Source organism: Microbacterium sp. DWRC1-3 (genome assembly GCF_049896645.1).
GTDB classification, from domain to species: Bacteria; Actinomycetota; Actinomycetes; order Actinomycetales; family Microbacteriaceae; genus Microbacterium; species Microbacterium maritypicum.
This window is the reverse complement of the sequence record NZ_JAFCUS010000001.1, coordinates 2,582,924-2,597,485: the sequence shown is the minus strand read 5'-3', so window position 1 is coordinate 2,597,485 and position 14,562 is coordinate 2,582,924. Positions and strand designations below refer to the sequence as shown.

General features: G+C 68.5%; 14 protein-coding genes. 8 read left to right on the top strand and 6 right to left on the bottom strand.

Going from position 1 to position 14,562, the window contains the following annotated elements; genetic code table 11:
• Window positions 1-54 precede the first annotated feature (54 nt).
• From ACP699_RS12580 to ACP699_RS12560, 5 genes are all read right to left on the bottom strand, one after another.
• Window positions 55-213, bottom strand: a complete 159-nt coding sequence (locus ACP699_RS12580; RefSeq protein WP_426171464.1) for a hypothetical protein — start codon at window positions 211-213, stop codon at window positions 55-57.
• Window positions 214-249: 36 nt separating this feature from the next.
• The gene (locus tag ACP699_RS12575; protein ID WP_426171462.1) at window positions 250-1,020 is read right to left on the bottom strand and encodes a 3-keto-5-aminohexanoate cleavage protein; all 771 of its coding nucleotides are present in this window, start codon (window positions 1,018-1,020) and stop codon (window positions 250-252) included.
• Window positions 1,017-1,247, bottom strand: a complete 231-nt coding sequence (locus ACP699_RS12570; RefSeq protein WP_426171460.1) for a hypothetical protein — start codon at window positions 1,245-1,247, stop codon at window positions 1,017-1,019. Before ACP699_RS12570 ends, ACP699_RS12575 begins: the two co-directional genes overlap by 4 nt.
• Window positions 1,248-1,342: 95 nt before the next feature.
• On the bottom strand, window positions 1,343-2,413 hold the full coding sequence (locus ACP699_RS12565) for a MalY/PatB family protein (RefSeq protein WP_426171458.1): 1,071 nt from the start codon (window positions 2,411-2,413) through the stop codon (window positions 1,343-1,345).
• Between the two features lie 400 nt (window positions 2,414-2,813).
• Window positions 2,814-3,746 carry a hypothetical protein gene (locus ACP699_RS12560; RefSeq protein WP_426171456.1) on the bottom strand — a complete coding sequence of 311 codons (933 nt, stop codon included), beginning with the start codon at window positions 3,744-3,746 and terminating at the stop codon, window positions 2,814-2,816.
• A 294-nt stretch (window positions 3,747-4,040) separates the two neighbouring features.
• Between ACP699_RS12560 and purL the strand changes: the two genes are divergently transcribed.
• From purL to ACP699_RS12535, 5 genes are all read left to right on the top strand, one after another.
• Entirely contained in the window at window positions 4,041-6,371 is a 2,331-nt protein-coding gene (gene purL / locus ACP699_RS12555; RefSeq protein WP_426171454.1) for a phosphoribosylformylglycinamidine synthase subunit PurL, read from the top strand.
• Window positions 6,368-6,523: a hypothetical protein gene (locus tag ACP699_RS12550; protein ID WP_017830104.1), complete on the top strand. Its 156-nt coding sequence runs from the start codon at window positions 6,368-6,370 to the stop codon at window positions 6,521-6,523. Before purL ends, ACP699_RS12550 begins: the two co-directional genes overlap by 4 nt.
• A gap of 132 nt (window positions 6,524-6,655) precedes the next feature.
• Window positions 6,656-7,006 carry a TraR/DksA family transcriptional regulator gene (locus ACP699_RS12545; protein ID WP_426171449.1) on the top strand — a complete coding sequence of 117 codons (351 nt, stop codon included), beginning with the start codon at window positions 6,656-6,658 and terminating at the stop codon, window positions 7,004-7,006.
• Between the two features lie 309 nt (window positions 7,007-7,315).
• Window positions 7,316-8,821, top strand: coding sequence for a VaFE repeat-containing surface-anchored protein (locus ACP699_RS12540; RefSeq protein WP_426171446.1), 1,506 nt, complete (start codon window positions 7,316-7,318; stop codon window positions 8,819-8,821).
• A gap of 415 nt (window positions 8,822-9,236) precedes the next feature.
• Window positions 9,237-9,992 carry a helix-turn-helix transcriptional regulator gene (locus ACP699_RS12535; protein WP_157559444.1) on the top strand — a complete coding sequence of 252 codons (756 nt, stop codon included), beginning with the start codon at window positions 9,237-9,239 and terminating at the stop codon, window positions 9,990-9,992.
• A gap of 76 nt (window positions 9,993-10,068) precedes the next feature.
• Here ACP699_RS12535 and ACP699_RS12530 read toward each other — a convergent pair whose 3' ends face one another.
• Window positions 10,069-11,847: a sigma-70 family RNA polymerase sigma factor gene (locus ACP699_RS12530; protein WP_426171444.1), complete on the bottom strand. Its 1,779-nt coding sequence runs from the start codon at window positions 11,845-11,847 to the stop codon at window positions 10,069-10,071.
• Between the two features lie 222 nt (window positions 11,848-12,069).
• On the opposite strand from ACP699_RS12530, the gene ACP699_RS12525 reads away from it, so the two are divergent.
• The 3 genes from ACP699_RS12525 to ACP699_RS12515 all read left to right on the top strand — a co-directional run bounded on the left by ACP699_RS12525 (window position 12,070) and on the right by ACP699_RS12515 (window position 14,562).
• Complete coding sequence (locus tag ACP699_RS12525) at window positions 12,070-12,885, top strand: hypothetical protein (RefSeq protein ID WP_426171442.1); 816 nt, start codon at window positions 12,070-12,072, stop codon at window positions 12,883-12,885.
• Between the two features lie 73 nt (window positions 12,886-12,958).
• Window positions 12,959-13,717: a spermidine synthase gene (locus tag ACP699_RS12520; protein WP_288968101.1), complete on the top strand. Its 759-nt coding sequence runs from the start codon at window positions 12,959-12,961 to the stop codon at window positions 13,715-13,717.
• Complete coding sequence (locus ACP699_RS12515) at window positions 13,714-14,562, top strand: SMP-30/gluconolactonase/LRE family protein (protein WP_426171439.1); 849 nt, start codon at window positions 13,714-13,716, stop codon at window positions 14,560-14,562. Before ACP699_RS12520 ends, ACP699_RS12515 begins: the two co-directional genes overlap by 4 nt.

Sequence of the window (14,562 nt, the reverse complement as noted above, 5' to 3'; positions counted from 1 at the left end):
CGGGGCGTCATGGTTCTCACCTCACGTCGGCCAGCGCCCACCGGCACCCGCCGGTCACTCCTGGCCGGGACGCGCCTCCCGCGCCATCGCCTGTCGGTGCGAGGTCAGCGCCGCCCGCACGGCCGAGTAGATCACCAGCCACGCGATGGCGATCCCGATGAAGACGTATGCGAGATTCGCGAGAAGGAAGACGAGAAGTGAGTCAGCGAACATCGCCCCAGGATGCCGCATCGCAGGCGCTCGAGGCGGTCAGACTCCCCGTAGCCTCGCCACAGCCGCCCGCACGAGCGCGGCGTTGCCCGGTGCCGTCGCACCGTCGGGGAGCAGCAGGGTGTCTTCCAACCCGATGCGCGACGCCACGCCGAACTCGACCGCGAGGTCGAACACCGGCCACGTCGAGCCCTCTTCTCCGTGGAGCAGGATCGGCAGGTCGGGCTCCTCGAGCTCGACGTGGGCGATCATCCCCTCGGCATGGTCGCGCAGCGTGTCGGTCGGCTCGTCGGGAAGCTCGATGAGCACCCGCAGGCACTCCCCTCTGACGGGCGAGCGTTTCCACACCTCGAAGCCGGCCGCATCCCACAGCCCCGCCTCGACCGCGACACCTCGCTTCAGCAGCAGCACGGCCACCTCGTCGGCGCCGGCCTCGTGCCAGTTGACCGACGCGTGATCAGGCAGTTCCGTCCACGTCTCGATGGCCGCGAGACGACGCTCGACATCGAGCTCGGCCCACGCCCCCGTGGTCACACCGACCGGCACGCCAGGGCTCGCGGAGCGCATCGCCCGCACCCACCGTGCGACATCGTCGGCGGCGAGACTGTCGCGCCCCGTGGCATCTTTCGGATGCACATGCACCTCGTGCGCGCCCGCCGCCACAGCCCTGGCGGCATCGTCGGCCACGACCGAGGCATCCGCGCTCAGCCACGGATGTCCGACCGCATCGCGGGCACCGTTGACGCATGCCTGCAACAGCATGCGTCGCTCGGACCCGGGAACGTGATCGGCGTCGGAAGCCGCGGTCATCGGCCGATCAGCTCACGCGGGCGCAGATCGTAGGAGAAGGAGTCGACCGAAGGGCCCTCGTCGTTGCGCACCGTGTGCTCGACCTGACGCGCGACCGCGGCACTGCGACCCACCTTCACCGCCTCGGCCTCGCTCATGAAACTGCTGCCCAACGTCTGCGATTCACCCTCGATGCGGTTGAACCAGATGCCGTTGCGGTGAAACGTCTCGATGTCGCCTGCAGCCATGGGGATCCCTTCTCTCGTCTCCCTTTCTACGTCAGGCCACCGACATCGAGGAGACCCTTGACAGCCTCCGCAGCATCGCTCGAGGGCGCCGGATGTCAGGCCGCGAGACCGGCCCGACGCACGGCAGCGCCCATCGCCGCGAACGCCTCGTCGAGCACCGGACGAGGAGTCGCGAACACGACCCGCGCATGGTCCTCCGCACCGCGCCCGAGCAGGCGTCCCTCTGTCAGCACGACCCCGGCCTGCTCACGGAAGAACGCTGCCGGAGGGCCCGGGATCCCCAACGCGGACATGTCGATCCACCCGATGTATGTCGCCTCGGGCACGCGATACACGGCGCCGGGAAGATGCTCGTCCACCAGCGATGCGAGCTGCCGCCGCGACCCGTCGAGGTACTCGATCACGTCCGTCAGCCAGGGCTTACCCGACCGATACGCCGCCGTCGAGGCGACGACGCCGAGGGTGGCCGCGCCGTGCTGCACCGCGAACCCGAACCGTGTGTAGAGCTGCTGATCCGCATCGTTCGAGGTGATCAGCTGCGCGGTCTTCAACCCCGGGATGTTCCACGCCTTCGATGCGCTCGTCCCCGTGACCGTATGCGCGGCCGCAGCCTGCGACACCGACGCGTAGGGCACGAACGGCGCACCGTCGTAACGCAGCGGGGCGTGGATCTCATCCGCGAACACTCGCCCGCCGTGCCGCTCCACGATCAGAGCGATCGCCTCGAGCTCCTCCCGACCGACGATCGTGCCGGTGGGATTGTGCGGGTTGCAGAGCACGAGTGTCCGCGCCCCCGCGGCGAAGGCCTCATCGATGCGCTGCAGGTCGTGCTGCCAGCGCCCGTCGACCTCGACACCCGGCACCTCGATCACCGGATGCCCGATCGCCGGCAGGTATGTCAGGAACGGCATGTACGCAGGCGTCGGCACTATCACGGGCGAACCCGCCGGCGCATACTCCTGCACCGCGACCCCGAGAGCCGCCATCACATCCGACACCGGATGCACCCGCTCCGGGTCGACCACCCAGCCGTACTCGTCGCGCATCCACTCGGCCGTCGCCTCACCCAGCTCCGTCGCCTGCGGGGGCGAGAGGTAGCCGAGGTTCTCGCCGTCGATCGCCCGGTGCAGCGCCTCCGCGATCTCGGGAGCGACCCCGAAGTCCATCTCCGCCACCCACGCCCCGATGTGGCCGGGATGCAGACTCCACTTACGACTCTGCGGCCGATCGAGGAAGAGACGGGTACGCGCATCAAAGGGATGCGACGCGTGCGAGGAACGGTCCGCGGTCATGATCTGGGTTCCCGCCGGTTCAGCCGACGGCGTCGGTACAGGAGGGGCGCAGGGCGCGGATCTCGGACACGGGAAACTCCATTCACAGCGGGGTCCGACCAATCTACGGACGGCCCCGCGCCGTCGCATTTCACGTTTCCGTGCGTGACGGCGATTCCCGGCGGTTCATCCGTCGGGAGATCGGACGGATGTAGGAGCAGAAGACGGCGAGTCTTCCTGCATCCGTCCCTGCTCCCTACATCCGGCGCATCCGCGGCGCGGACCCCACAGGGAATCACTGCGGGGCAGGACGGCCCCGGGTCAGATGCTCGATGGTCGCCTCCGCGACGGACGTGACGGAGGATGCGTCTTCCCCGACGGGAACGGTGAACCGCAGCCAGTCGGCACCGACACGAGCGTCGAGCACCGTCCGGCCGTAGAAGTCGACTCCCGTGAGGGCGGCGTCCGCGCCGGTGAGGGAGACCGGGCTCCCGGCATCGAGCTTCTCGAACGCCCACGCACCGGAGGGAAGGGTGGTCAGCGCGACCAGCGTGGGATCGCCGTACGGGTCCGGCCCCGTCGCGTACATGCAGTACTGCGCTCCTTCACTGGCGAAGTAGATCTCCGCGGCTGTTCCCCACCCCCCGAGCTCGGTGTAGTCCATGATCACGACTTCCCTGCCCAGGATCTCGGACGCCTCCTGCGCGGTGAGCAGCGTCTCGCATCGTGCCCCCGCGATCTTGCTCTGGCCGGGCTCGAAGTCGCGAAGGGTTGCGACGGCCGAGGCCAGAACGCCGGCCATCGCCTCGCGAACACGGTCGGCATCGCTCTCGACCAATGCGGAGGACCGCAACGAACCGGTCATGAGCACGTCGCCGTCGCGAAGTTCGATGGTGCACGAGCCGGTGAAGCAGCGGATGCCGTCTCCGGGGATGTCGCTCGCGCCGCGCTCCGCCGCACCGTCGATGATCGCCTGCGCATTCGGGACGACCGCGAGACTCCAGTCCGCGGGGGAGGTCGAGTTGGGGTCCAACTGCACGGGGTCGCCCGCCGAGCACGCTATCCCTCCGGCCTGCTGCATCATGTACTGCGCCGGCCCCGGATACCAGATCGGTGTGGATGTCAGGCCCAGGACGTCTTTCTCCCCGCCGACAGACGCACCCAGAACGCCCGCGACGGCGCTGTTCACGTCGGAGCACGTCACATCGAACGCCGCCTCGGGAGCCACGATGGGTTCCTCTGTGGGGGTCGGCGTCGGATCCGGCGCGGAGGCGGAGGGACTCGGCGATACGTCGGGGGTAGGAGTGCATCCGGCCATGACCAAGACGGTCGCGAGGCCGAGAGGGGCAAGGAGACGCAGGCGCATATCGCCACCCTAGGATCACCAGGGCGGAAAGCCTGGGTGTTTCATACAACGATTCGATGAAGGCGGCGGGTTCACGTGCTCCTCCAGCCGAAATCCTGTCGGACGCCGCGCCGGTAGACTGAACCTGCCCCGCCGGCCCCTTCCTTTGGAGTGCGCGTGACCACCGCCCCTGCACCTTCCCACCAGCACGTCCCCGACTCTGTCGAGAACGCGATCGCGACGCCCGAGAAGGAGCAGCCGTACGCGGCTCTCGGACTCAAGCCCGACGAGTACGCGCGCATCAAGGAGATCCTCGGACGCCGCCCCACTTCGGGCGAGCTGGCGATGTACTCCGTCATGTGGTCGGAGCACTGCTCCTATAAGTCGTCCAAGAACTACCTGCGTCGTTTCGGCCAGAAGGTCTCCGACGAGATGAAGGAACGCCTCATGGTGGGCATGGGCCAGAACGCGGGCGTCGTCGACGTCGGCGAGGGCTGGGCCGTCACCTTCAAGGCCGAGTCGCACAACCACCCGTCGTTCATCGAGCCCTTCCAGGGCGCGGCGACCGGTGTCGGCGGCATCGTCCGCGACATCATCTCGATGGGCGCCCGCCCGGTCGCGGTCATGGACGCCCTGCGCTTCGGTGCGATCGACCACCCCGACACCGCCCGCGTCGTGCACGGCGTGACCAGCGGCATCAGCTTCTACGGCAACTGCCTGGGCCTTCCGAACATCGGCGGCGAGACGGTGTTCGATTCCGTCTACCAGGCCAACCCCCTCGTGAACGCGCTCGCGGTGGGCGTGCTGCGTCACGAAGACCTCAAGCTCGCCAACGCGACCGGCGTCGGCAACAAGGTCGTGCTGTTCGGCGCTCGCACGGGTGGCGACGGCATCGGCGGCGCGAGCATCCTGGCCTCCGACTCCTTCGACTCCACCGGTCCGACCAAGCGTCCCGCCGTGCAGGTGGGCGACCCGTTCGCCGAGAAGGTGCTCATCGAGTGCTGCCTGGAGCTGTACCGCGGCGAGCTCGTCGAGGCGATCCAGGACCTGGGCGCGGCCGGCATCTCCTGCGCGACCAGCGAGCTCGCGGCCAACGGCAACAGCGGCATGAAGGTCTCCCTCGACAACGTGCTGCTGCGCGACCCCACGCTCACGGCCGAGGAGATCCTCATGTCGGAGTCGCAGGAGCGCATGATGGCGATCGTCGCCCCCGAGAAGCTCGACGCATTCCTCGAGGTCGTGAACAAGTGGGAGGTCGAGACCTCCGTGCTCGGCGAGGTCACCGGCGACGGACGCCTCATCATCGACTGGCAGGGCGAGCGCATCGTCGACGTCGACCCCTCGACCGTCGCGGTCGACGGCCCCGTCTACGACCGTCCGGTCGCCTACCCGACGTGGATCGACGCACTGCAGGCGGATGCCGCGGAGAACCTTCCCCGCTCGAACGACCCGGAGACGCTGCGCGAGCAGTTCCTGAACCTCGTCGCGTCGCCGAACCTGGCCGACACGAGCTGGATCACCAACCAGTACGACTACTACGTGCTCGGCAACACCGCTCTGAGCTTCCCCGACGACGCCGGCATGATCCGCGTCGACGAGGAGTCGGGTCTCGGCTTCGCCGTCTCGACCGACGCCAACGGCCGCTACTGCCAACTCGACCCCTACGCGGGTGCGCAGCTGGCCCTCGCCGAGGCGTACCGCAACGTCGCCGTCACCGGTGCCGTTCCCTCCGCGATCACCGACTGCCTGAACTTCGGCTCTCCCGAGAACCCCGAGGTCATGTGGCAGTTCGGTCAGACGGTCGACGGCCTGGCCGACGGATGCTACGAACTGGGCACCCCCGTCACCGGCGGCAACGTCTCGTTCTACAACCAGACGGGCGACGTGCCGATCCACCCGACCCCGCTCGTGGGCGTGCTCGGCATCATCGACGACGTCTCGCGCCGCATCCCCTCCGGATGGCAGGACGAGGGTCAGAACATCTACCTGCTCGGCACCACCTCGACCGAGCTCTCGGGCTCGGCCTGGGCCGATGTGGTGCACCAGCACCTCGGCGGCCTGCCCCCCAAGGTCGACCTCGCTGGTGAGAAGCGTCTCGCCGGTCTGCTGTCGGCGGCTCGCGACGAGTGGCTGATCTCCTCGGCCCACGACCTCTCCGAAGGCGGCCTCGCGCAGGCTCTCGCCGAGGGCGTCATGCGCTTCGGTGTCGGCGCCCGCGTCTGGCTGAACGAGATCATCGAGCGCGACGGTGTGGATGCCGCATCCGCCCTGTTCTCGGAGTCGACCGGCCGCGTGCTGGTGACCGTGCCCCGTGAAGACGACGTGAAGTTCCGCGGTCTGTGCGAAGGACGCGACTACCCGGTGATGCGCATCGGCGTGACCGACAGCGAAGGCGCGAAGCTCGAGGTTCAGGGCGTCTTCACCGTGACGGCCGCTGAACTGCGCGAGCGTTCGCAGGCCACCCTCCCGTCGTACTTCGGCCCGACCGTCACCGAGGTCAGCGCATGAGCGACGTAAGCCGTCAGGACTCGAACGACGAGGACTACGGCGACCTCGGCGAGAAGCGCAATCGACGCATGCGCATCGTGGCGTGGACCGTCATCATCGCGCTCATCCTCGGCGGTGGCGGCGCGACCGTGCTCACGCTGCTCCTCGGCTGAGACGCCCGCTGCCTTCGGGAGGACTTTCGCCTTTCGGGCGCATGAACCCCCGCGGTGCCTCCTCCCGGGGCGGAGATCTCCTCCCGAGGTGATACCTCCTCCCGAAGAGGTGACCGTGCATAGAGTGGGCGGATGACCACCGACCTTCGCGCCCTCCTCACGGGCCTCCGTGCGCGGGCCGAGGCGCGCGCAGCATCCACGTCGCTGATGCTGGCCGAGCTCACGCATGACCGGGCGGGCTCGAACGACGACGACGAGCACGACCCCGAGGGCGTAACACTCTCGTCGGAGTGGTCGCGCCTGACCGGGCTTGCCGAGGCCGCAGCATCCGAACTCCACCAGGTCGACGACGCGCTGGCCCGGATGGATGCCGGCGCCTACGGCAGGTGCGCGAACTGCGGGAAGCCGATTCCCGCGGAGCGCCTGGCCGTGCGCCCATTCGCCGAGCACTGCGTCGCGTGCGCGGAGAAGCTCGGGCACTGAGTCGGGTCGCGGCCGCGCGCGTTCACGTGTGGCGCGCACAAACTTCGGAGATCGACCTGGACACGCCGAGGCGGGGCGGCATCCGTCAAAGTGTGGGCGCGCAGATCCGAAGCTGTGCACGCGGCGCGCCGATCGAAACCTGCTGACCAGGAAAGAAGGCTGCTGAACGCCGTCACCTTTCGCCGGTCCCGCACTCCTTAAGAAGGAATCGCGGAACACTCCCCCTGTTCTCCGATGACCGTCAATTAGGAATGCCCCTGAACTGACCCGCCCGGGAGAGCTCAGGGGCGCGATCGCAGGGAGTGCAGCGTGAAGGAACATAAGAAGATTCGGGGCCGACTCGGAAGTTGGATCGGTGCGAGCGTGCTCGCCTTGGGCGGGCTGATCGCCCCCCTGGCGGCTTCAGCATCGGTCGACGCAGGGGATTCGGTCTACATCGGCAGCAAGCAGGGATACTCCGGTACGGGGATGTTCCCGATCTGGGCCGAGGTCCCAGCCGTCGGCGACCCCGACTTCTGGGCGTATTGCATCGAGAACCCCGTCTCTTCAAGGACGCAGCTCGAGGGGTACGTCGGCAACGCCGAGGACTACCTCGGCAGCAACTACTTCACCGACCCCGTGATCCAAGGGAAGGTGCTCTGGGTGCTGGCCCACGGTTACCCCGCACTGAGCCTCGAGGAGTTCGGCGCTGCCGCGGGTGCCCCCGGCATCTCCCGCAATGACGCGATCGAGGCCACCCAGTACGCGGTCTGGCGCTACACCGACCTCAACTTCGACGCGGCGTGGGCGTGGGAGACTCCGGATTCGGAAGCCGCCTACTGGCACCTGGTGAACGGTGCGAACGCGAGCACGGGGATGACCCCGGCCGATTTCGCAGTCACTGCCAGCATCGACGCCCCCAGCGCCCCGCAGACCGCCGACTCACTGGTCGGCCCCTTCCTGGTGACCACCGACCAGCCCACCGTCAGTGTGACGGCCGACCCTGCGGTGTCACTCGTGGATGCGAGCGGGAACGCGATCGACGCGAACGCCGTCGTCGACGGTCAGACGCTGTACCTCGACCTTCGCGGGTCGACCGCCGCAGGTTCGGCGACCGTGTCCGTGGTGGCAGAGGGCTTGAGCGGCACCGGGAAGATCGTCTCGGTACCGACGAGCAACTCACCGACGCCCACGGCGGATGACCACGCGCAGACGATCATCCTGGTCGCACCGAGCACGGCGACGACCACCGACGATGCCACCGTCGAGTGGGTCACCACGGCAGTACCGGCCCCCTCCATCGGGACCTCACTGGTCGACTCCGCTGACGGCGACCGGATCCTGCCCTGGAACGGCGGCACCGTCATCGACACCGTCACCTACCAGAACCTCACCCCCGACACCGAGTACACCGTGACCGGCGAACTGCAGAACAAGGCCGACGGCACCGCCACCGGCATCACCGGGTCCATCACCTTCACCCCGGAGACCGCGAACGGCTCCATCGACGTCACCTTCACCGTCCCGGTCGGCTACGCCGGCGGCACGCTCGTCGCCTTCGAGCGCCTCTACGAAGGAACCGACACCACGGGCGACCCGATCGCCGTGCACGAAGACATCGACGACGCCGCACAGACCGTCACCATCGAGAAGGCGCCCGTGACGCCGACGACCCCGACGACGCCGACGGCGACCCCGGGCGCGAAGGGACAGCTGGCCACGACCGGTGGCGACCTTCCCGGCATCGCCGTCGGCGCGGCCGGCGTGCTGCTCGCCCTGGGCGCGATGATCCTGCTCGTCGGACGCGCACGGCGGAAGACCATCGACGCCGACTGACGAGCCGTGTCGGGCCTCGCCTCTCTACGGAGTGGCGAGGCCCGACAGTCGGCCCTGAAGCGACCGGGACGCCGAGTCCCTCGAGATCGATCTCGTCCCGCTCGCCTCCCCCGGACAGAGGTGCGCCGGTGTCGCGCCGGCGACCGACAGCGCGCTCGTGCCGACCAGACGGCATCCGCCCGAAGTCTCCCGACACACGCATGCGGCGCAGCACCCAATGCGTGTCGAGATACTGCGAATCGCTCCAGACCCCGGCGTCGAGGTCCTCGGCGGTGCTCGGATTCATGATGCCGTCGATGAATCCGAGCCCGCCGAGGACCTGTCGCCGCGCGAACCCCGTGCGTGGATGGCTATCGATCCCGAAAGGACGTCAATCTCGGCGTCACTTTTTGCGACTCTCGCACACCTTCTCTGTGTGAGAGTTCTTGATCGGCGCACGACGACAGCCGACTCGACGGTTGCCTCGACGCTGAACGAGCTCGAGGGCATGAGCCATACACGTCGCGCCGCAGTCGTCGACGAGCTCGTCTTGCAGCGCTCCCGCATCGAACAGCTGCTGTCGGGGATCTCAGGCCTCGACGTCGTCGAGGTCTGCCCCACGCTCCGCGGTTTCCTGGGGTGGCTGCGCCACACCGAAAGAACTCGATGGCCTCATCTGCTCGTGCTCTCGCTCCCCTTCGATCCGCTCGCGTCGAACGATCTGTCCGCGCTCACGGCTCTGCGCGAGGCCGGGATCCGCGTGCTCGCTCTCACATCGCCGGGTACGCGAACGACTGCCCGGCGTGTCGCGGCCGCAGGCACCGACGGATTCGTGTCCACCGCCGACTCGGAAGACGACTTCGTCGTCGCCGCCACCATCGTCCTGACGGGAGGCACGATCATGACGTCCCCCGCGCACGACATCGTCAAACCCGGCTCCCCGGGAACGCGTCTGAGCGCCCAGGAGGCGCGAGTGCTCGCGCTCTACGTGAACGGCATGACCATCGGTCAAGCGGCCGATGCCATGGGCATCCGCCACGACACGGCAAGGAAGTACCTCAATCGCGTGCGCGACAAGTTCACATCGGCGGGTCGCCCTGCCCGCTCGAAGCTCCAACTGGCGCAGATCGCCTGGGCTGACGGGTACGCGGATCCTTCGCCACACGAGGGGCCCTGCATGATCACCGAATGAGCCGGGGTCGTGGAGCCGGAGAGGACCCCACGATCCCGCCGAGAAGGAGTGCAGATCCCCGGAGTCGTGGCGCGAGTCACGGATCGACGAAGTCGAAGGTCATGCTGTCCGGCCCCTCGCCCCAGGGGTCGAAGATGACGTCGGGGTCGTACACATCCACGGCCTTCTCATACGCCGGCCCCCAGTACCCGTCGCTGTCGAGCGCCCGCATGGTGAAGTAGTACCACCCCGCTGCATCCATCAGGAGTCGCTTGCGCGTGTATCCGTTCTGATCCAGGTCGATGGTCGCGGAGTGTCCCTCCATCGAGGTGATGAACACTCGCCCGTTCGGCGGCCCCGTGACCGCGATGACCACACCGGTGGTCTGCGCCTCTTCGACCCTCATGTCTTCGAATCCGGTCAGGTCTTCGAAGCCCTGCACTTGGATCGGGAGCACGGTGAAGGTGCCCGATGTGACGGCCGACTGCGAAGTCTCGTCGTATGACCACACCTCGTAGGCGTAGGTTCCTGCGTCGAGTTGCAACGCGCGGGTGTCGAAGCTCCAGGTGCCGTCGTCGGCGACCGTGGGTGTGTAGCGCTGAGAGTCCAGGGAGACGACGATGCTCTCGCCCGGCGTTGTCTGTCCCGCGATGACAGGGGAGAGGTGACCTGAGAAGGTGGTGGGGTTGGCAACCCCCGGAGACAACGGGGACTCTGGATCGGTGCCAGGTCCCGGCGTACGCGGATCGGCGGGCAGTGGCCGGGTCGGAGCCGTGGGGAAGTACTGATCGGGGTCGTCGGAGAGACCCGCTGAGGGGACGGTCGGGTCGAGGATCCGACGCCCGGTGGTCGGTTCCTCCGGGGCCGAAACCGGCGGAGCAGCGACCAGCAGATCCGGGCCCGAAGCGCGGACAGGGTCTGGCTCGGATGCCGCGGCACTGACGGCGTCCGAGCTCGCCGGCAGCACGTCCGCCTGAGAGGGCGCCGGGCCGGGCCCGGCGATCAGCGCCGCGACGATGATCCCGCCGACCGTGGCCGCACCCAGGGACCCGGCGAGGAGCCATCCGGAGAACCCGGCGAACGCCGCAGCGGCGGCCGTACCGGACGACAGTGAGGCGGCTGTAGGCGCCCCGAGCCCCGCCGCCCCCAGCAGCACGGCGAGGGTCCTGCCCTGCAGCCGTGCCGCGCCACCCCGCGTCGACTGCAGCAGATCTCTGCATTCCCCGCACTCTGAGAGGTGGTCAGCCACTTCCCGCTCCACGGCGACGTTGTTCGGTTCGGTCAGGTACTGAGGGATCAGACGCGCCACATGCGTCGTGTCATCGCGAAGAGCGACGGGAATCTGTCGGCTCAGCCACTGGAATTTCAACCCCGTGCGCGCACGACGTTGCAGCGCCGACACCGCGTTCGGCTTGATCCCCAGCTCTTCGGCGATCTCCGGCCGGTCGACGTCATCGACCTCCGCCAGCCACAGCACACGCTGCCACCGTTCGGGAAGGGCCTGGAAGGCTGCGAGCACATCTGCCGAACTCGCCTGCTGCTCGAGTACGCTGAGCCCGTCGCGCAGCTCCAACTGATCGACATCATCGCTGGTCAGGACGCGCGCCGCGTCCTTCCGCCAGGCGATGGCGGTGTTGCGGATCACCGTCTTCAGGTAGGAGCGGAAGGCGAACTGCGGACCTCTGTCGGTCGTGGTGACCTGCTGATAGATCGTCAGGAACGATTCCGAGACGAGGTCATCGGCACGGGCCGGAAAGAGCCGATAAGCGTAGCGGTGCGCCGCCTCCGCGTGGCGGCGCCAGAGGGCTTCGTAGCTGCCCCGATCACCGGCCCGTAGCGCGCTCAGCAACTCCGCATCACTGCGGGGATCGATCATGTTCCCTCCCCGGACCACAGGTCTCTCTTCCGACGTCAGAATAGGGCACCGGGTGCCGAACTTTCGTCGCGTCACTTTCTGGGGGTCGGCGACTCTTCTGGTGTGGCTGTCTTGCGCCTCATTGCCCCGTCGTCCGTGCTCGACTTGGGAGACGCCGCACGACGCACCGACGGATCGGTCGGCCCGCGGGGCGGCCACCTCGAGAAGTAGGCTGAACTCATCATGGACGAGTTCATCCAGGGCTTCTGGAACTTCGCGCAGCACTACTGGTGGCTCATCTTCCCCATCATGGGAATGGCTGGCGGCGCCGCGAAGGCATGGGAGCGCAGCTCCAAGCGCCGACACGAGCGCCGTCTGGAGACTCTCCGCATGAAGGCGCAGCTGAAGACCGCCGAGATCGAGGCGCGTGCGCTGACCCAGCAGGCCCGGCGCCGCGGGCCCTCCGTCGTCGACACGACGGCATCCGTCGCCCCGAACGACCTGGTCGCGCGCCTGTTCAGCGAGCACGACGAGATCACCGCACGCTGGCTCGACTACGAACTCGACGTGGCGAAGCTCATCGCCTTCCCTGCCATGAGCGATGGTCGCCAGCCCCTGACCGCCGCGTTCCTGCGCGCCAAGAAGACGGCGGATGCCCTGCGCCCGGCCTCGGCAGACGCCAGAGTGTCGGAGCAGCAGGTCACCGAGTATCTGCAAGCCGTCGGCGACTACGCGGTCGCGTTCGAGATCGCCGAGAAGGACGCCAGACGCCTGCGCGATTCGACCTTCACCGAACCGGAGCGCAAGCGCCTCGACCGCGCGCAGCAGCTGCTGAAGGTCGCCGTCGACGAATCGGCCACACAGGCCGAACGCAACGTCGCCTACAAGCGCGTGCGTGAAGAGCTCGACGGGCTCATCCTGCTCTCCGACGACGCGGTCACCGTGCTCGAGAAGCAGGTGGCCAGAGAGATCTCCGCACCGGCAGCACCATCAGTGTCCGAGCCCACCACCCCTGAGCCCGAGCGGATCCGGCTCCCCCGCCGCGACGAACAGTCCTGAAGCCCAGGCACATCCGCGGGTTCTGCCCGCACCCCCGCCCCACCCGGGCGGACGACGACGGAGGCATGCCGCAGTGATCACTCGGTTCGAAGAGCTCGACTGGCAGTCCACCCCGATCGGCGACCTCACTCTGCGCCGGCGCACGGAGCCCGCGGTGGGACAGGAGATCTACGAGGTCAAGCTCGGCGACGAGTACCTGATGTCGAGCCTGTTCACCGTGGCGGAGGAAGAGCTCGCCGACCTGGGGTTGGCAGCGGTCGACGGCGACAACCTCTCGGTGCTGGTCGGCGGGCTCGGGCTCGGCTACACCGCCGTCGCGGCCCTGCGGGATGAGCGGGTGAGCGCCCTCACGGTGATCGACCGGCTGGGCGCCGTGATCGGGTGGCATGAGCGCAAGCTCCTCCCGGTGTCGGCGGAACTCGTCGACGATCCGCGCACGACCCTGCTCGAAGACGACTTCTTCGCGGTGATGCGCTCCGCGCCCGTCGAGGGTCGCACCGGGTACTCGGCGATCCTCTTGGACGTCGACCACTCTCCGCGGCACCAGCTGGATCCGACGCACGCCGACCTGTACGACGCCGCCGGTCTGCGCGCGCTCGACCGTCATCTCGCCCCCGACGGCGTCTTCGCCCTGTGGTCGGATGACCCGCCCGACGAGGAGTTCATGGTCGAGTTGAAGGCGGTGTTCGATGACGCCGTCGCACATGTCGTCGACTTCGAGAACGCCGTCACGGGCGGCACGTCGTCGAACACCGTGTACGTGGCGCGCAGTCGCAGAACGGGTGCCGAGGCGCTCGACGCCTCCGCCCCGCACGCGGGCGAGGACGCATGACCCCGGAGAACGTCACCGGTCCGATCGCCCACCACGCCGAAGCACCCGTCTGGTGGGCGGGCTGGGGCGGCTTGCGCTGGGTCGACGGAAGCGCGGGCGACCTGCTCGCGCTGCGTCCCGAGGGTGTGACCCGCCAGCACATCGACGACGAGTACCTGGCCTTCGCTCGCCCCCGATCCGGTGGCGGCCTGGTGGCGGTCGGCGCCCGCACGCTCTACCTCGCGGACGACGTCGACGGCGGCGCCAGGGCCGTGGCCTCGCTGGGCGACGACCCTCGTGTGCGCATGAACGACGGCTGCTGCGATCCTCGCGGCCGGCTGCTGGCCGGTTCGATGGCCTACGACGCCGCGGCCGACGCCGGAAGCCTGCTGCGCCTCGACGCCGACCTGAACATCGCGACCGTGCTGGCGCGGGCGACGATCTCGAACGGCGTCGGCTTCTCGCCCGACGGACGACGCGCGTACTACGTCGACACCGCGACGCACCGCATCGACGTGTTCGACGTGGCCGAGGGGGAGCTGCGCGGGCGACGCGCCTTCGTCGTGATCCCCGAGGAACAGGGGTCACCCGACGGCCTCACGGTCGCCGCCGACGGCAGCGTGTGGGTCGCCCTTTGGGGCGGCAGCGCCGTGCACGGCTACGACGCCGCCGGACAGCGCATCGCGACGATCGATCTCCCGGTGCCCCAGGTCAGCGCGTGCACGTTCGGTGATGACGACCTCGGCACGCTCTACATCACCACCTCGGCGCAGGGCCTGGGGCCCGACCACGGCACCGAGGCGGGTTCGCTCTTCGCCGTGCGACCGGGCGTGCGCGGCCTCCCCGTCATCCCCTTCGCCGGCTGA